A 17,423-nucleotide genomic window follows, 5' to 3' on the forward strand; every position below is an offset into this window, starting at 1 on the left:
TTGACTGATACACCGCTATCGCGAGCAAGCTCGCTCCCACAATTGTTTTCGGTGACCAGTTATTGCGCAGTGGCCTTGAGGCCGGTCAGCAGCAAGCGCTGAAACAGGTCTTCCATCAAGCCTTCCGGGTTGGCCAGCTGCATGCGCTCCAGATGCTCCGGGAACGCTGCCGCCTCCGGCGCATCCAGCGCCGCCTTGCCCAATTCCATCACCTCGCTCAACTTGAACTTGCTCTTGAGCCAGTTCAGCGCCCGCAACACATCCCGCTCGACCTCGGTGAAATCGCAGCCCAGCGGATACTCCGGAAACAGCTGCGGATGCCGCACCTGAATCTCCTGCAAACGCTGCGGACTGTTATTGGTAAAGCGCGGATCGAGACGGAAGTCCCTGGGCAATTTGCCGACTTTCTGCGCCTGCTCGATCAATCCCGATTGAAAACGCGAGTCGCTGATATTGAGCAAGGCCTCGATCACTGCCGCGTCGGTTTTGCCGCGAAGATCGGCGATGCCGTATTCGGTGACCACGATGTCCCGCAAGTGCCGGGGAATCGTGCAGTGGCCATACTCCCAGACGATGTTCGAGCTGACGTCGCCGCCGGATTCGCGCCAGCTGCGCAGCAGCAACACCGAGCGCGCGCCTTGCAGCGCATGGCCCTGAACCACGAAGTTGTACTGCCCGCCTACGCCGCTGAGCACACGTCCGTCTTCGAGCTGATCCGCCACGGCGGCCCCCAGCAACGTCACGGTGAAGGCCGTGTTGATGAACCTCGCATCGAGGCGCTGCAAACGTTTGAGTTCTTCCTGACCGTACAGCTCGTTGATGTAGCTGATGCGGGTCATGTTGAATTCGAGCCGCTTGTTTTGTGGCAATTCGCGCAAGCGCTCGTAGTAGCTGCGCGGACCAAGGAAGAAACCGCCGTGCACCGAGATGCCATCGGTTTGCGCAGTCTCGTCGAGGGTGCCGGCATTCGCCTGCTGTTGGGTCGCCACGTCCGGGTAGACCTTGCGCCGCACGATCCCGGCATCGGCCAGCACCAGCAAGCCGTTGACGAACATTTCGCTGCAGCCATACAGGCCTTTGGCAAAGGGTTCGATGCCACCTTCGCGCGCGATCAGTTGCGCCCAGTGGCCGAGGTTTACGTCTGCCAGCAAAGCGCTGTATCCGTCGTTGTCGGCCTGCCGCGCGAGCAGCGCCGCCGTCAGCACATCACCCATGGAACCGATGCCGATCTGCAAGGTGCCGCCGTCACGCACCAACGTGCTGGCGTGCAGGCCGATGAAATGGTCCTGACACCCCACTGGCATGTTCGGCGTGGAGAACAGCGTGGTGTTGTCCTTCTGGTCGATCAACACGTCGAAAGTGTCGATGCCGAGTTCCGCATCCCCGGGCATGTAAGGCAGATCGTTATGCACCTGGCCGACCATCAGGATGGTTTCTCCGGCGGCGCGGCGCTTGGCGATCATCGGCAGCAGGTCGAGGGTGATGTCCGGGTTGCAGCTCAGGCTCAAGCGGTCGGGATGTTCGACATCGCTGGCCACCAATTGCGCCACCAGGTTCAACCCGGCGGCGTTGATGTCCCGCGCCGCATGGCTGTAGTTGCTGCTGACGTAATCCTGCTGCGCCGCGGCACTGTTGAGCAGACTGCCGGGCTGCATGAAGAATTGCTGAATGTGAATGTTGCCCGGCAGTTGGTCGCGACGCAGGTCGGCGAGAAATTCCAGCTCCGGATAATCGCCGAACACCCGCTCGATAAAGGGTTCGAGAAAGCGCTTTTGCAATCCGTCGCCCAAGGGCGGACGGCCCAGGCACAGCGCGGTGTAGATCGTCAGCCGCCGCTCGGGCAGTTGCGTGATACGTCGATACAACGCGTTGACGAAGTGGTTGGGTTTCCCCAGGCCCAGGGGCAGGCCCATGTGAATGTGAACCGGCAACCGCGCCAGCACGTCATCGACCGCCTGCTCGATAGAACACAGCTGAACCATCGGATCCTCCCTCACGTTCCATGGATTGGGGTTGGTCCGAGCTTGCCGGGTCTTTGCCGCAATGAACAGCCCTGTAGGAGCGAGCTCGCTCGCGAAGGATTCACAGACGCCGCGGGGTATCAGGTTTGCCGCATTATCGTTGGCGACCATCGCGAGCAAGCTCGCTCCTACAGGGATCAGCGGCGTTTATCGAGATTGCAGGCACAAAAAAGCCGCTCGAAAGCGGCTTTCCAGCAGCAAGACCCAGGCTTATTTCAGGCCGGACATCTTCTGGATGGCGCCTTTGAGCTCGGCGTCGGAGCAATCGGCGCAGGTGCCTTTAGGCGGCATCGAGTTAATACCGGTAATGGCTTTGGCCAGGATGCCGTCGAGGCCGCCCTGGTGATCGGCACGTTCTTTCCAGGCGGCGGCATCACCGATTTTCGGTGCGCCCAACAGGCCTGAACCGTGGCAAGCGTTGCAATGTTTTGCAATCACTTCATCCGGGGTTTTTGCACCACCGCCGCCGCCAGCGGCAGTGGCCACTTCCATCCCTTTGCACTCTTTACCCTGAACACAAACCTGGCCGACTGGCTCAAGGCGTTTGGCGATTTCGTCGTTGGTCGCAGCTTGAGCGCTGACACTGACAGCCCATAGGGCCAGTACGGTTGCTGGTGCAGCCAGCATTTTCATAATTAGGTTCACGCGTTCACCCTCAATGGTGGCTAGTCACGCCTACGGCCACGGTTCGCAGGCGGGCGCAAGTATAGCGGTAAGCCCGTCGCACTGAAACAACCCCAAAGTCGGAGGGGTCTTAGGCCGCGACGGAAAAACAGCCCGGGCGCCTCTGCGATGCTGGCAGGACGCCTCTTTTCTTAGAAGTTCGCCGGCGTGGCTGCGCTGATTAGTCGCGCTGGCACATCGAACGGATTACGGAAACGGTGTGGCTTGGTACTTTCAAAGTAGTAGCTATCGCCGGCTTCGAGGACAAAAGTTTCGAGACCGACCACCAGTTCCAGTCTTCCTTCGACCAGGATGCCGGTTTCCTCACCCTCATGGGTGAGCATCTCGTCACCGGTGTCGGCGCCTGGCGGATAGATTTCATTGAGGAATGCGATCGCCCGGCTCGGATGGGCACGCCCGACCAGTTTCATGGTCACCGCGCCATCGGAAATATCGATCAGCTCGTTGGCCTTGTAGACGATCTGAGTCGGTTTTTCCTGCAGGATTTCTTCGGAAAAGAACTCGACCATGGACATGGGAATCCCGCCCAGCACCTTGCGCAGCGAACTGATCGAAGGGCTCACGCTGTTCTTTTCGATCATCGAAATCGTGCTGTTGGTGACCCCTGCCCGTTTGGCGAGCTCACGCTGGGAAAGGCCTTTGAGCCTACGGATGGATTGCAGTCGTTCACCGACGTCCAAAGCTTGCGCCTCCAGGATTCAAAATTGTTGGAATAGTGAGCGTTATCATGGCGACAGCGTTCAGTATTTACAACACTTTGACCTGAATCCTGTTCAGCGAGGCGACTTCCGGTCTGGAGCTTCGGGCACTAAGCCCCGGAATAGAGCAGTGGCACTCGGCGCAGGTTGCAGAATATCTGGTATGGAATCGTGCCGGCAGCCATGGCCACATCACTGGCGAGGATGTTTTTGCCCCACAATTCGACGGTCGAACCGAGGCCGGCCTGCGGCACATCGGTCAGGTCGATGCAGAGCATGTCCATCGATACCCGGCCAATCAGCTGGCTACGCTGACCAGCCACCAACACCGGCGTGCCGGTCGGTGCCGAACGCGGGTAGCCATCGGCGTACCCCATGGCCACGACGCCAATGCGCATCGGTTTGGGGGTGATGAATCTGGCGCCGTAACCGACGGGCTCGCCGGCCGGCAGCTCGCGCACGCTGATCACTTTCGATTCCAGGGTCATGACCGGTTGCAGGCGCGCAGCCACTTCATTGGCTTCTTCGAAGGGCGTGGCGCCATAGAGCATGATGCCCGGGCGCACCCAATCGCTTGGAATCTGCGGCCAACCGAGCACCGCCGGCGAATTGCGCAGGCTGATATCGGCGTCCAGGCCATTGCGCGCGGCCTCGAACACCGCAACCTGGTCGGCGCTGGATTGCTCGTGCAGTTCATCGGCACGCGCAAAGTGGCTCATCAACACCACTTTCGCGACCTTGCCGCTGGCCAGCAGCCGTTGATAGGCAGCCTGATAATCCGCCGGATGCAGGCCAACCCGGTGCATGCCCGAGTCAAGCTTGAGCCACACCGTGATCGGCTTGCTCAACACCGCTTTCTCGATGGCTTCGAGTTGCCACAGCGAATGCACCACGCACCAGAAATCATGCTCGACGATCAGTGCCAGCTCGTCGGCTTCGAAAAAACCTTCCAGCAGCAGGATCGGCGCAAGAATGCCCGCCGCCCGCAGCTCCAACGCCTCTTCGATGCAGGCCACGGCAAACCCGTCCGCCTCGGCTTCCAGCGCCTGGGCGCAACGCACCGCGCCATGGCCATAGGCATCGGCCTTGATCACCGCGAGGGCTTTGGCCCCCGTGAGTTCACGGGCGATTTGGTAGTTGTGACGCAGGGCTTGAAGGTCGATCAGGGCACGGGCAGGACGCATGGCGGCAGACTTCTGGTCGGGTTATCGGGAAGAAAAACCGGCGCTGGCTGACGGCGTGAACCGCCAGCAGCACCGGGAGAGGGATCTGTCTGAAAGCTTATGGCAGAGCGGCTACAACCGACAGCTCGACCAGAATTTGCGGTTCGCACAATTTCGATTCAACCGTGGCACGAGCCGGGGCGACGCCTTTTGGCAGCCACTTGTCCCACACCGCGTTCATGCCTTCGAAATGCGCGTCGATGTCTTTCAGGTAAATCGTCACCGACAACAGATTGTGCTTGTCGGTGCCCGCCAGATCGAGCAAACGCTCAATGTTGGCGAGGGCTTCACGGGTCTGCTGTTCAATCCCGGCGTTCATGTCATCGCCGACCTGTCCGGCCAGGTAAACCGTGCCGTTATGGGTGACGATCTGACTCATGCGCTCATTGGTGAGCTGGCGCTGGACTGACATGCTTTGCAGGCTCCTGGGTTTTGTTGTCATAACGGGAAATATCGAGGCCTTCGGCGCTGATCTGTGGCTTTTTCTTCGCCATCAGGTCAGCCAGCAAGCGACCGGAGCCACAGGCCATGGTCCAACCCAGCGTGCCGTGACCAGTGTTCAGGAACAGGTTCTTGAACTTTGTTCCGCCGACAATCGGCGTGCCGTCCGGAGTGGTCGGACGCAGGCCGGTCCAGAAGCTGGCCTCGGCCAGATTCCCGCCCTGAGGATAAAGGTCGTTGACGATCATCTCCAGGGTTTCGCGCCGGCGCGGGTTCAGCGACAGGTCAAAACCGGCAATTTCAGCCATGCCGCCGACGCGGATGCGGTTGTCGAAACGGGTGATCGCGACCTTGTAGGTCTCGTCGAGAATGGTCGAAGTCGGGGCCATCGCCGGGTTGGTGATCGGCACGGTCAGGGAATAGCCCTTGAGCGGGTACACCGGCGCCTTGATCCCCAGCGGCTTGAGCAGTTGCGGCGAGTAGCTGCCGAGGGCCAGCACGTAGCGGTCGGCGGTTTCCAGCTTGCCGTCGATCCACACGCCGTTGATGCGATCACCGGCGAAGTCGAGGCGCTGAATGTCCTGGTCGAAACGGAATTGCACACCGAGGTTTGCGGCCATTTCTGCAAGCTTGGTGGTGAACATCTGGCAGTCGCCAGTCTGGTCGTTCGGCAGGCGCAGGGCACCGGCGAGGATGTCCGTGACGCTGGCCAGCGCCGGCTCGACGCGGGCAATACCGTCGCGGTCGAGCAGCTCGAACGGCACGCCGGACTCTTTCAGCACGGCGATGTCTTTCGCCGCGCCGTCGAGCTGGGCCTGAGTGCGGAACAACTGGGTAGTACCGAGGCTGCGGCCTTCGTAGGCGATGCCGGTTTCGGCACGCAGTTCATCGAGGCAGTCACGGCTGTACTCGGACAGGCGAACCATGCGCTCCTTGTTCACCGCGTAACGGCTGGCGGTGCAGTTGCGCAGCATCTGTGCCATCCACAGGTACTGGTCGATGTCGGCAGTGGCCTTGATCGCCAGCGGCGCATGGCGCTGCAACAGCCACTTGATGGCCTTGAGCGGCACACCCGGCGCGGCCCACGGCGAGGCATAACCCGGCGAGACCTGCCCGGCGTTGGCGAAACTGGTCTCCATGGCAGCAGCCGGCTGCCGGTCGACCACCACCACTTCGAACCCGGCACGGGCCAGATAATAAGCACTGGTGGTACCGATGACGCCGCTACCCAAGACCATGACGCGCATTTTCATATCCCTCATCGCGGCTAACCGCTGACGTTTGTTATTCAGAGCTTTAGATGCGCGCAGTGTAAAAAAGATCTGCCAGTGCTTTTCACTATATAAGCGCCTATATTTGGCGACAATTCTCGGCAAAAACCCTTTTCACGGAGGCGCATCCCCTATGCGTACCAACACTCAGACCAAACGTGAGCTGGACAAGATCGACCGCAACATCCTGCGGATCCTGCAAGCGGACGGGCGGATTTCCTTTACGGAGCTTGGAGAAAAGGTCGGGCTCTCGACCACGCCGTGTACTGAGCGGGTCCGGCGTCTGGAGCGCGAAGGGATCATCATGGGCTACAACGCCAGGCTCAATCCGCAGCACCTGAAGGGTAGTCTGCTGGTGTTCGTCGAGATCAGCCTGGACTACAAATCCGGCGATACTTTCGAAGAGTTCCGACGCGCGGTGCTGAAATTGCCCCATGTGTTGGAGTGCCATCTGGTGTCAGGGGATTTCGACTACCTGGTGAAAGCGCGGATCTCCGAGATGGCCTCGTACCGCAAATTGCTGGGCGACATCCTGCTCAAGCTGCCCCATGTGCGCGAGTCCAAGAGCTATATCGTGATGGAAGAGGTGAAAGAGAGCCTGACCTTGCCGATTCCGGATTGAAGATGGCGGCGCGCCTTTCGCGAGCAGGCTCGCTCCCACAGGTACGGCGGCGTCCTTGTGGGAGCGAGCCTGCTCGCGAAGACAGGCGACTCGGTCTCTCTTAAACCAACACCTGCCGGTTCGATGCCATGTACTCAAACACCTGTTTCTCCACCCGTGGATGAATCAGCTCCACCAGCCCCCGCCCATTGGGGCACGGCAAGGTCTTGGTGGTGCCGAACAACCGGCAGATCAGCGGCCGCTCGTCATACACGGTGCAACCATTCGGCCCCAGATGCACACAGTTGAGCGCTTCCATGGCGGCATCCTGCTCGGCGCGGGTCTTGCGTGGCAGACGAGACATTTCTTCCGGCGAGGTGGTCACCGGCCCGCAGCAGTCATGGCAGCCGGGCACGCACTCGAATGTGGGAATCTGCTGGCGCAGGGTACGGATTGTCTGGCTGTTGCAGCTCATTGAAGCGGTGACCGATAGCGGAATAGAGCGCGATTCTGCCGCAAAAGCTCCGATCCAGACAGCACTAGCCGACCAATGTTGCCCGCCCGGAAAGGTCCGGCTTATGCTCCGTCAAGTTTTCTAAACGCAAGAACCAGGATCACGCACATGAATGCCCGTGCTCACCAGCCTGCTCTGAACCACACCGCTTCCTACTACGCCGCCAGCAGCCTGCCGCAGCCCGAACTTGCGGCGCTCAAAGGCGAAGTGCTGGCCGATGTCTGTGTGGTGGGCGGCGGGTTTTCGGGGTTGAACACGGCGCTTGAGCTGGCCGAGCGTGGCCTCAGCGTGGTGTTGCTTGAAGCCCATAAAATTGGTTGGGGTGCCAGCGGACGCAATGGCGGGCAGTTGATTCGCGGCGTCGGCCACGGCCTCGATCAATTCACCAACATTATCGGCGTCGAAGGCGTGCGGCAGATGAAACTCATGGGCCTGGAAGCCGTGGAAATCGTCCGGCAACGGGTCGAGCGCTTCCAGATCCCCTGCGACCTGACTTGGGGTTACTGCGACCTCGCCAACAAGCCCCGTGACCTTGAAGGCTTCGCCGAGGATGCCGAAGAACTTCGCAGCCTCGGCTACCGCTACGAAACCCGTTTGCTGCAAGCCAACGAGATGCACACCGTTGTCGGATCCACGCGCTATGTGGGTGGCCTGATCGACATGGGTTCGGGGCACCTGCATCCACTGAACCTGGCTCTGGGCGAAGCCGCAGCGGCACAGCGACTGGGGGTCCGGTTGTTCGAGCACTCGGCCGTGACCCGCATCGACTATGGCCCCGAGGTCAAGGTCCATGCCGCCGAGGGCTCGGTGCGCGCCAAGACCCTGGTGCTGGGTTGCAATGCCTACCTCAATAACCTCAACCCGGAACTCAGCGGCAAAATCCTGCCCGCCGGCAGCTACATCATCGCCACCGAACCACTGAGCGAAGAACAGGCTCACGCCCTGCTACCGCAGAACATGGCGGTCTGTGACCAGCGGGTGGCGCTGGACTACTACCGGCTCTCGGCGGACCGGCGCCTGCTGTTTGGCGGCGCCTGCCATTACTCGGGCCGCGACCCGAAAGACATCGCCGCGTACATGCGTCCGAAAATGCTCGAAGTCTTTCCGCAGCTGAGCGCAGTGAAGATCGATTACCAATGGGGCGGCATGATCGGCATCGGCGCCAATCGCCTGCCGCAGATCGGACGACTCAAGGACCAGCCGAACGTGTACTACGCCCAGGCCTATTCCGGCCATGGCGTGAATGCCACGCACCTGGCCGGCAAGCTACTGGCCGAAGCTATCAGCGGCCAGCACAGCGGCGGCTTCGATCTGTTTGCCAAGGTGCCGCATATCACCTTCCCCGGCGGCAAGCATTTGCGTTCGCCGTTACTGGCGTTGGGGATGTTGTGGCATCGATTGAAAGAGCTTCGCTGAATTCCATTCGCCTGTAGGGAACGCAGTTCATCTTACAGGCGCCAGAAAGGCTTCAGCCCCTCCTCTTGCGCCCTCTCCCGCGTCAGCCCGATATCCTTGAGCTGGTCGGCCGTCAGCGCCAGCAACGCCTTGCGCGTATGCAGCCGACGCCAGAACCGGTCCCAACGACTCTGGCCGGACAAGGCATTGCGCATGCCCGCCTCCCGCATGCCGTTGTTCTGCTCTGCCGCCAGTTCCTGACTGCGTAACGTCAGCCGCACATCGCTCAAACCGTTCATCTTGGATGCTCCTGTTTACTTGGGTAGCCAGAGGTTCCATGATGCGCGGGCGGCAAAAAGCATTACAGATTCAAAGCTACTGTATTAACTCCATACAGCTTTGCCGATTCCGCCACTGAATCCTGATTTTTTCCCCGATCTGTACCGGTTATCCGAATCACCCTCATCGAGGCTGCACCATGACCCTATACGTCAACCTCGCCGAGTTGCTCGGCACGCGTATCGAACAGGGCTTCTATCGCCCCGGTGACCGACTGCCTTCGGTACGGGCGCTGAGCGTCGAGCACGGCGTCAGCCTGAGCACGGTGCAGCAGGCCTATCGGGTGCTGGAAGACAGCGGGCTGGCCATGCCACGGCCCAAGTCCGGGTACTTCGTTCCTGCCAGTCGCCAATTGCCGGATTTGCCGGCGGTCGGTCGCCCGGCCCAGCGCCCGGTGGACATCTCTCAATGGGATCAGGTGCTGGAATTGATCCGCGCCGTGCCGCGCAAAGACGTGGTGCAACTGGGCCGCGGCATGCCGGATATCACCAGTGCGACCATGAAGCCTCTGTTGCGTGACCTGGCGCGAATCAGCCGGCGGCAGGACATGCCCGGCCTGTATTACGACAACATCCACGGCAACCTCGAGCTGCGCGAACAGATCGCTCGCCTGATGCTCGATTCCGGCTGCCAACTGAGCGCCAGCGAACTGGTGGTCACCACTGGATGCCATGAAGCGCTGTCCACCAGCGTTCGCGCGATTTGCGAACCCGGCGACATTGTCGCGGTGGACTCGCCGAGCTTTCACGGCGCGATGCAGACCCTCAAGGGCCTGGGCCTGAAAGCCCTGGAAATCCCCACCGATCCGCTGACCGGCATCAGCCTCGAAGCGCTGGAACTGGCCCTGGAGCAGTGGCCGATCAAGGTCATACAGTTGACCCCCAACTGCAACAACCCGCTGGGCTACATCATGCCGGAGTCGCGCAAACGCGCGTTGTTGACGCTTGCACAACGGTTTGACGTGGCGATCATCGAGGACGATGTGTATGGCGAACTGGCCTATACCTATCCACGCCCGCGCACGATCAAATCCTTTGACGAGGACGGTCGTGTCCTGTTGTGCAGTTCGTTTTCCAAGACCCTGGCGCCGGGCCTGCGCATTGGTTGGGTCGCGCCCGGTCGCTATCTGGAACGGGTGCTGCACATGAAATACATCAGCACCGGATCCACCGCGCCACAGCCGCAGATTGCCATCGCCGAATTTCTCAAGGGCGGCCATTTCGAGCCGCATTTGCGGCGGATGCGCACGCAATACCAGCGTAATCGCGACATGATGATCGACTGGGTGACCCGCTATTTCCCGACCGGCACCCGCGCCAGTCGCCCACAAGGCAGCTTCATGCTGTGGGTCGAACTACCGGAAGGTTTCGACACCCTGAAACTGAATCGTGCACTGCACGACCAAGGCGTACAGATTGCCGTGGGCAGTATTTTTTCCGCCTCGGGCAAGTACCGCAATTGCCTGCGCATGAACTACGCTGCCAAACCAACACCGCAGATCGAAGACGCGGTGCGCAAGGTCGGTGCGACAGCGATCAAACTGCTGGCGGAAACCGATCAGCTCAGCGACTGACTTTTATTCGGGAATCAGCGTCCATATGCCTATCTGCGCCGCCAAACGGAACGATCCTACGTGAGAGTCAGACAGCCCCTGCTTGCTCTTCTGCTACTCGCCGCGTTCCTGGGCGGTTGCTCCAGCTTCGACGTTCAGCGTGTGCCGAGCCAGGCGCTGCCGGCTTCAGACTCCGCATTCGGCCGCTCGGTCCAGGCGCAAGCCGCACCCTACAACGGACAATCGGGCTTTCGCCTGCTATCGGACAGCACCGAGGCCTTCACCGCCCGTGCCGAACTGATCCGCAACGCCCAAAGCAGCCTCGACTTGCAGTACTACATCGTGCACGACGGCATCAGCACGCGCATGTTGATCGAAGAATTGCTAAAGGCCGCCGACCGGGGCGTGCGGGTGCGGGTACTGCTCGACGACACCGCCAGCGACGGCCTGGACCGCGTCATCGCCACTCTCGCCGCGCACCCGAAAATCCAGATCCGCGTGTTCAATCCGCTGAATCTTGGTCGCAGCACCGACGTGACGCGCACCGTGGGCCGGCTGTTCAATCTGTCGCAACAACATCGACGCATGCACAACAAGCTGTTGCTGGCGGACAACAGCATGGCCATCGTCGGCGGACGCAATCTGGGGGACGAGTATTACGATGCCAAGCCCAACATGAATTTCACTGACATCGACATGCTCGGTGTCGGCCCGGTCGCCGAGCAACTCGGGCACAGTTTCGACCAGTACTGGAACAGCGCCCTGAGTAAACCGATCGACGAATTCCTGTCGAGCAAACCTACTCCCCAGGACCTGGAAACCACTCGCGCCCGACTGGAAGAGTCCCTGGCGCAAACACGCAAACAGAATCACGCGCTGTACAAACACTTGATGACCTTCACCACGCACCCGCGCCTGGACATCTGGCGCCGCGAACTGATCTGGGCCTGGAGCCAGGCATTGTGGGACGCACCGAGCAAGGTACTGGCCAAGGGCGAGCCCGATCCGCGGCTGCTGCTGACCACGCAACTCGCACCTGAACTCAATAACGTCAGCAAAGAGCTGATCATGATCTCGGCCTACTTCGTTCCCGGCCAACCGGGGCTGGTGTACCTGACCGGGCGCGCCGACGCTGGCGTTTCAGTAAGTTTGCTGACCAATTCACTGCAAGCCACGGACGTACCCGCAGTACACGGTGGTTACGCGCCCTATCGCAGGGCGCTGCTGGAGCACGGCGTGAAGCTGTACGAATTGCGTCGCCAGCCGGGCGAGGGAGGCGGCAGCAGTAGCGGGTCGCATCTGTTTTCCAGCAACGCCTATTACGGCTCTGAATCCAGTCTGCACAGCAAGGCGATGATCTTCGACCAGCAGAAATCCTTTATCGGCTCGTTCAATTTCGATCCGCGCTCGGTGCTGTGGAACACCGAAGTCGGCGTGCTGGTGGACAGTCCGGAGTTGGCCGTACGGGTCCGTGAACTGGCGTTGCAGGGCATGGCACCGGCCCTGAGTTATCAGGTGGAACTGGAAAACGATCAGATCGTCTGGACCACCGAAGACGATGGAAAAATGCACACCCTGACCAAGGAGCCAGGGAGTTCGTGGCGGAGATTCAATGCGTGGCTGAGCAACACGGTTGGGCTGGAGCGGATGTTGTAGAACCCTCAAAAGATTTTTTGAGCTATGCCGGTTGCGCGGTACCAAACGCACCTTGCCGCGACACCACGATCAATACCCCCAAGGCCCCCACCGCCATCAGCAAGGGCAACGCATGACCGCTGATCCACTGGCTGCCGGCGCCCGCCAACAGCGGCCCGACCAGACAACCAATCCCCCACAGCTGGGCGATATGGGCGTTAGCCCGCACCAGCGCATCGTCGCGATAACGCTCGCCGATCAGGATCAACGACAAGGTGAATAACCCGCCAGCGCTGGCGCCGAACAACACCCACAGCGGCCAGATCAGCAGCGTGTCGATCAGTATTGGGATCGCCAGACTCGACAGCAGCAAGACGACTGCGCAGCCGGTAAACAACGCCCGGCGTGACAAGCGATCGGCCAACGCACCAATCGGCAATTGCAGCACCGCATCGCCGACCACCACCGTACTGACCATCGCCAGGGCGATCTCCGTGGTGAAGCCCTGGCGCAGGCAATAGACCGGCAACAGCGTCAGAATCATCGCCTCGAACGCGGCGAACAACGACACCGCCCAGGCAATCGCCGGCAGGCCACGGCAGAACTCAAGCAAATCACGCAGGGTCACGCTGCTGGCCTCGCTGCTCGGCGCACCACTGCGCCCCAGCAGCAGAAACGGAGCAGCCATCAGCAAACCGACGCCGACCCAAAAACCATAATCGTGCTCAGTGCCAAGCAAGCCCAGCAACACCGGCCCGGCCAGCTGACTCAGTGCGTAGCTGCTGCCATACAGCGCCACCAGCCGCCCCCGCCATTGCTCGACCACCAGTTGATTGATCCAGCTTTCACCGATGATGAATACGAGGGTCAGGATCACCCCGATCATCAGCCGCAGCACCAACCAGATCGGATAGCTCGGCAACAGCGCCAGCAAACCGATGGAGACCGCCCCGGCCCACAGGCACAGACGCATGAGGTTGGCCGTACCGAATCGCGCCGCCAGATGGCTGGAGATTTTCGCCCCCAACAGGACGCCGATGGCCGGCATCGCCGCCATCACACCAATGGCAAACGAGCCGTAGCCCCAGCTCTCCAGACGAAACGACACCAGCGGCATGCTGACACCCAGGGCCAGGCCGACACTCAAGACAGATGCCAAAACGGCGAAATAAGTCGCCCAACGCATGTTCCACACTCCTGTGGATATTTTTATTTACAACACAAAACACTGTGGGAGCGAGCTTGCTCGCGATAGCGGTACAACATTCAACATTGAAGTCGACTGTTACACCGCTATCGCGAGCAGGCTCGCTCCCACAAGGGATCTGCGTCGTTCGGGAGGCCTGCTGTAAAAACAGGCCTCCCTTAACGGCTTACAACTTGATCCAGGTCGCCTTCAGCTCGGTGTACTTGTCGAAAGCATGCAGGGACTTGTCGCGACCGTTGCCGGACTGCTTGAAGCCACCGAACGGAGCGGTCATGTCGCCGCCATCGTACTGGTTGACCCACACGCTACCGGCACGCAGTGCGCGGGCAGTGAGGTGGGCCTTGGAAATGTCGGCCGTCCAGACCGCAGCGGCCAGGCCGTACGGCGTGTCGTTGGCGATCGCGATGGCTTCTTCGGCGCTGTCGAATGCAATGACCGACAGTACCGGGCCGAAGATTTCTTCCCGGGCGATTTTCATCGCGTTGCTCACACCGTCGAAAATCGTCGGCTCAACGTAAGTGCCGCCAGTTTCCTGGAGCGTACGCTTGCCACCGGCCACCAGCTTGGCGCCGTCGGCATGACCGGACTCGATGTAAGACAGCACGGTGTTCATCTGCTGGGTATCGACCAGCGCGCCAACATTGGTCGCCGGGTCCAGCGGGTTGCCCGGCTTCCAGGTTTTCAGCGCTTCGATCACCAGCGGCAGGAATTTATCCTTGATCGAACGCTCCACCAGCAGGCGCGAACCGGCGGTGCAAACCTCGCCCTGGTTAAAGGCGATGGCACCGGCAGCCGCCTCGGCAGCGTCTTGCAGGTTCGGAGCATCGGCGAACACGATGTTCGGGCTCTTGCCGCCCGCTTCGAGCCAGACGCGCTTCATGTTCGACTCGCCGGAGTAGATCAACAGCTGCTTGGCGATCTTGGTCGAACCGGTGAACACCAGGGTGTCGACGTCGTTGTGCAGGGCCAAGGCCTTGCCGACGGTGTGACCGTAACCCGGCAATACGTTCAGCACGCCTTTCGGGATGCCGGCTTCGACAGCCAGTTCAGCGATGCGAATCGCCGTCAGCGGCGATTTTTCCGACGGCTTGAGGATCACCGAGTTACCGGTGGACAGCGCAGGCCCCAGCTTCCAGCACGCCATCATCAACGGGAAGTTCCACGGCACGATGGCGCCGACCACGCCAACCGGCTCACGGGTCACCAGACCCAGTTGATCGTGCGGGGTTGCAGCGACTTCGTCGTAGATCTTGTCGATGGCTTCGCCGCTCCAGCTCAGGGCTTGGGCCGCGCCGGGAACGTCGATGTACAGGGAATCGCTGATTGGCTTGCCCATGTCCAGAGTTTCAAGCAGGGCCAGCTCTTCGGCGTGCTGCTTGAGCAGGCCGGCGAAACGGATCATGGTGGATTTGCGCTTGGTCGGCGCCAGGCGCGACCAGACACCGGAATTGAAAGTGGCGCGAGCGTTTTCCACGGCACGCTGGGCATCGGCGGCGTCACAGCTGGCAATCTTGCCCAGCAGACGGCCATCGACCGGGCTGATGCACTCGAAGGTCTCGCCGGAAACGGCGTCGGTGTATTCGCCATTGATATAGGCGCGGCCTTCGATTTTCAGGTCGCGGGCACGTTGTTCCCAGTCGGCACGGGTCAGGGTGGTCATGCGAGTGTCCTCCTCTTATTGATACGACACCCGCGTTCTTCGCGGGCGCTGTCAGGAATTCTGCCCGGCCAGCATGCTTATCGGCCCAAGGCATCCACCACCCTAAACCAGCCACCCATGAAGTTTCAATATATTTGACATAACGCTATTAAACGGCCTTGCGATGTTCATTTTAATAAACATAGACTTTGGGCTGACCAACCACTCGCGCCGTAAAAACGGAGGGATAACAACAATGAACATCCAGAACGTCGTCGACTTCAGCCAGGCTACCACCGCCGCCGAACGCTACCGTCCGGACCCGACCAAAGTGCTCAAGGGCGACCCGGAGCAAGCGGTTTACAACCACTACAATAGCCCTTGTGGTCAGTTGAACGCCGGCGTGTGGGAAGGTGCCGTCGGCCAGTGGACGGTGAACTTCACCGAACACGAATACTGCGAAATCGTTCAGGGTGTTTCGGTGCTGCGCGACAGCGACGGCAACGCCAAGACCTTGCGTGCCGGTGACCGCTTCGTCATTCCGGCCGGGTTCAAAGGCACCTGGGAAGTGCTGGAGCCATGCCGCAAGATCTACGTGGCGTTTGAACAGAAGGCTTGAACCCACATCGAAACAGTCGCTGACATTTTACCGCTGGCCCGGGACAGCGACTCCGGGTAAGACTTGCTGACAGGTGCCACGCATTTCATCGTCGGGACGGTAACGCACAGGACGTGCGCCCACCCGACAACGCAGGCACCCCAACCAACAATCATGCAAGGAGGCAACATGCCAGTCTTACCCGATCAATGCGATCTCGCCATCGCCCAATACACCATCGGCCGCGAATGCACCCCGGAACTGCTTGAAGAAGTTCGCGCCCTGGCCAATGGCGCGCCAGTGCGAGCCACTGGACCGAAGTACCCTTCGAGCTTGGACCTGCGCCCACAACGCATCAACCTGCATACCAACGCCGACAGAATCATCGTCAGCATCAACTGCGGCTGATCCGTTTCGGCACTGACGAAACAACTTGATTCCCGCGTAACAAAAAAGGCCCGTATCTCGCGATACGGGCCTTTTTTGTAAGAGGGTAAAATCAATTACTTGATTTTGCCTAGATTGCAGACCAGCCAATCAAGAACTATCGAACCAAATATCCTTGATATAAATCTCATCCGAAAGAGTGCGCCTGCATGACGCAAACACTGACATAAACGATTAATATATACCGCACTTATTGACACCATATTCTATTATTATCTCGTTGCACCCTAAACAAACAGGTTGCCTTAAATAAATTACGCAAGGAAGCGACATGATATCTAAAATCAATTATCTGAAAAGTTCTGCCCTGACAGCCGTGCTTGCACTGAGCTTGGGAATGTTTGAAGCCTCGGCCTCCGAGCCCCCAAGCAAACCTGACCAATGCAATAGTAACTTTGGATTCAGCACCTTGGTGCCGACTCAGGTCACACCAGAGCTTTTGGAGGAGCTGCGCCGAATCTCAGGGGCGGCAATCGTACGCCATGAGAAAGCAGGCGAGACTTATACTCAGGAATACAGGAGCGATCGCCTCCGAGTATTCAGCAATAAAGAAAACTTCTACAGCCACTTTCAGTGCGGTTAATTAGTTAATCGATCGCTGCTGAAAACTCGAGACCGTTAATAACACCCGGCTCGACAAGCAACAAAAAAGGCCCGTATCTCGCGATACGGGCCTTTTTTGTAAGAGGGTAAAATCAATTACTTGATTTTGCCTTCTTTGTAGATCACGTGCTTGCGAACAACCGGATCATATTTCTTGATCTCGATTTTGTCCGGGGTAGTACGCTTGTTCTTGTCGGTAGTGTAGAAGTGACCAGTACCGGCGCTCGAAATCAAACGAATCAATTCACGCATGATTAGCTCCCTTAAACCTTGCCATCGCGGCGAAGTTCGGCCAGCACGACAGTGATGCCACGCTTGTCGATGATACGCATGCCTTTGGCAGATACGCGCAGACGCACAAAACGTTTCTCTTCTTCAACCCAGAAGCGGTGATGCTGCAGGTTCGGCAGGAAACGACGACGGGTTTTGTTGTTTGCGTGGGAAATGTTATTCCCAGTCACCGGACCCTTACCGGTAACTTGACATACTCTAGACATGCCTCAGCCCTCTAAAACCACATGCCCAACCCGGCATGGGTTGGCCGCTTAATCTCTC

At 59.7% G+C, this 17,423-nt stretch carries 19 protein-coding genes; 7 read left to right on the plus strand and 12 right to left on the minus strand.

Annotation, left to right across the window (positions count from 1 at the left end):
• Nucleotides 1-59: 59 nt before the first annotated feature.
• The 6 genes from KGA83_RS06960 to dadA all read right to left on the minus strand — a co-directional run bounded on the left by KGA83_RS06960 (nt 60) and on the right by dadA (nt 6,314).
• The gene (locus tag KGA83_RS06960; RefSeq protein ID WP_223529235.1) at nt 60-1,982 is read right to left on the minus strand and encodes an acetyl-CoA hydrolase/transferase C-terminal domain-containing protein; all 1,923 of its coding nucleotides are present in this window, start codon (nt 1,980-1,982) and stop codon (nt 60-62) included.
• Nucleotides 1,983-2,231: 249 nt separating this feature from the next.
• Nucleotides 2,232-2,654, minus strand: coding sequence for a c-type cytochrome (locus KGA83_RS06965; protein ID WP_108217220.1), 423 nt, complete (start codon nt 2,652-2,654; stop codon nt 2,232-2,234).
• A 182-nt stretch (nt 2,655-2,836) separates the two neighbouring features.
• On the minus strand, nt 2,837-3,385 hold the full coding sequence (locus KGA83_RS06970) for a cupin domain-containing protein (RefSeq protein WP_108217221.1): 549 nt from the start codon (nt 3,383-3,385) through the stop codon (nt 2,837-2,839).
• Between the two features lie 128 nt (nt 3,386-3,513).
• The gene (alr, locus tag KGA83_RS06975; RefSeq protein ID WP_115948385.1) at nt 3,514-4,587 is read right to left on the minus strand and encodes an alanine racemase; all 1,074 of its coding nucleotides are present in this window, start codon (nt 4,585-4,587) and stop codon (nt 3,514-3,516) included.
• 97 nt (nt 4,588-4,684) lie between these two features.
• Nucleotides 4,685-5,038 carry a RidA family protein gene (locus KGA83_RS06980; RefSeq protein WP_108217223.1) on the minus strand — a complete coding sequence of 118 codons (354 nt, stop codon included), beginning with the start codon at nt 5,036-5,038 and terminating at the stop codon, nt 4,685-4,687.
• Nucleotides 5,010-6,314: a D-amino acid dehydrogenase gene (dadA, locus tag KGA83_RS06985; protein WP_108217257.1), complete on the minus strand. Its 1,305-nt coding sequence runs from the start codon at nt 6,312-6,314 to the stop codon at nt 5,010-5,012. The genes KGA83_RS06980 and dadA overlap by 29 nt, the downstream gene beginning before the upstream one ends.
• Nucleotides 6,315-6,471: 157 nt before the next feature.
• On the opposite strand from dadA, the gene KGA83_RS06990 reads away from it, so the two are divergent.
• A complete protein-coding gene (locus KGA83_RS06990; protein WP_007975155.1) occupies nt 6,472-6,960 on the plus strand; it encodes an Lrp/AsnC ligand binding domain-containing protein in 489 nt (162 codons plus the stop codon).
• Between the two features lie 100 nt (nt 6,961-7,060).
• Here the strand turns inward: KGA83_RS06990 and KGA83_RS06995 are convergent, their stop codons facing one another.
• Nucleotides 7,061-7,414: a YkgJ family cysteine cluster protein gene (locus KGA83_RS06995; protein ID WP_223529237.1), complete on the minus strand. Its 354-nt coding sequence runs from the start codon at nt 7,412-7,414 to the stop codon at nt 7,061-7,063.
• Between the two features lie 147 nt (nt 7,415-7,561).
• Between KGA83_RS06995 and KGA83_RS07000 the strand changes: the two genes are divergently transcribed.
• Nucleotides 7,562-8,869, plus strand: a complete 1,308-nt coding sequence (locus KGA83_RS07000; protein WP_108217225.1) for an NAD(P)/FAD-dependent oxidoreductase — start codon at nt 7,562-7,564, stop codon at nt 8,867-8,869.
• Nucleotides 8,870-8,901: 32 nt separating this feature from the next.
• On the opposite strand, the gene KGA83_RS07005 is transcribed toward KGA83_RS07000, so the two are convergent.
• Nucleotides 8,902-9,147, minus strand: a complete 246-nt coding sequence (locus tag KGA83_RS07005) for a DUF1127 domain-containing protein (protein ID WP_108217226.1) — start codon at nt 9,145-9,147, stop codon at nt 8,902-8,904.
• Between the two features lie 179 nt (nt 9,148-9,326).
• Here KGA83_RS07005 and KGA83_RS07010 point away from each other — a divergent pair, with 179 nt between their 5' ends.
• Together KGA83_RS07010 and KGA83_RS07015 are read left to right on the plus strand one after the other, a co-directional pair.
• Entirely contained in the window at nt 9,327-10,760 is a 1,434-nt protein-coding gene (locus KGA83_RS07010) for a PLP-dependent aminotransferase family protein (protein ID WP_108217227.1), read from the plus strand.
• Between the two features lie 60 nt (nt 10,761-10,820).
• Entirely contained in the window at nt 10,821-12,395 is a 1,575-nt protein-coding gene (locus tag KGA83_RS07015; RefSeq protein ID WP_115948386.1) for a phospholipase D family protein, read from the plus strand.
• A gap of 22 nt (nt 12,396-12,417) precedes the next feature.
• Here the strand turns inward: KGA83_RS07015 and KGA83_RS07020 are convergent, their stop codons facing one another.
• Nucleotides 12,418-13,560, minus strand: a complete 1,143-nt coding sequence (locus KGA83_RS07020; protein ID WP_115948387.1) for an MFS transporter — start codon at nt 13,558-13,560, stop codon at nt 12,418-12,420.
• A 187-nt stretch (nt 13,561-13,747) separates the two neighbouring features.
• The gene (locus KGA83_RS07025; RefSeq protein ID WP_223529249.1) at nt 13,748-15,241 is read right to left on the minus strand and encodes an aldehyde dehydrogenase; all 1,494 of its coding nucleotides are present in this window, start codon (nt 15,239-15,241) and stop codon (nt 13,748-13,750) included.
• Between the two features lie 235 nt (nt 15,242-15,476).
• On the opposite strand from KGA83_RS07025, the gene KGA83_RS07030 reads away from it, so the two are divergent.
• The 3 genes from KGA83_RS07030 (at nt 15,477) to KGA83_RS07040 (ending at nt 16,848) form a co-directional block, all read left to right on the plus strand.
• The gene (locus KGA83_RS07030; RefSeq protein ID WP_108217231.1) at nt 15,477-15,839 is read left to right on the plus strand and encodes a cupin domain-containing protein; all 363 of its coding nucleotides are present in this window, start codon (nt 15,477-15,479) and stop codon (nt 15,837-15,839) included.
• Nucleotides 15,840-16,007: 168 nt separating this feature from the next.
• Nucleotides 16,008-16,226, plus strand: coding sequence for a peptidase inhibitor (locus KGA83_RS07035; protein WP_108217232.1), 219 nt, complete (start codon nt 16,008-16,010; stop codon nt 16,224-16,226).
• Between the two features lie 310 nt (nt 16,227-16,536).
• Nucleotides 16,537-16,848, plus strand: coding sequence for a hypothetical protein (locus tag KGA83_RS07040; protein ID WP_223529252.1), 312 nt, complete (start codon nt 16,537-16,539; stop codon nt 16,846-16,848).
• A 116-nt stretch (nt 16,849-16,964) separates the two neighbouring features.
• Here KGA83_RS07040 and rpmG read toward each other — a convergent pair whose 3' ends face one another.
• Together rpmG and rpmB are read right to left on the minus strand one after the other, a co-directional pair.
• Nucleotides 16,965-17,120, minus strand: a complete 156-nt coding sequence (rpmG, locus tag KGA83_RS07045; protein ID WP_003177274.1) for a 50S ribosomal protein L33 — start codon at nt 17,118-17,120, stop codon at nt 16,965-16,967.
• An 11-nt stretch (nt 17,121-17,131) separates the two neighbouring features.
• Nucleotides 17,132-17,365, minus strand: coding sequence for a 50S ribosomal protein L28 (gene rpmB, locus KGA83_RS07050; protein ID WP_007975166.1), 234 nt, complete (start codon nt 17,363-17,365; stop codon nt 17,132-17,134).
• Between the last annotated feature and the right edge of the window lie 58 nt (nt 17,366-17,423).

Source organism: Pseudomonas sp. GL-R-19 (assembly GCF_019956375.1).
In the GTDB taxonomy this organism is placed as follows: Bacteria; Pseudomonadota; Gammaproteobacteria; order Pseudomonadales; family Pseudomonadaceae; genus Aquipseudomonas.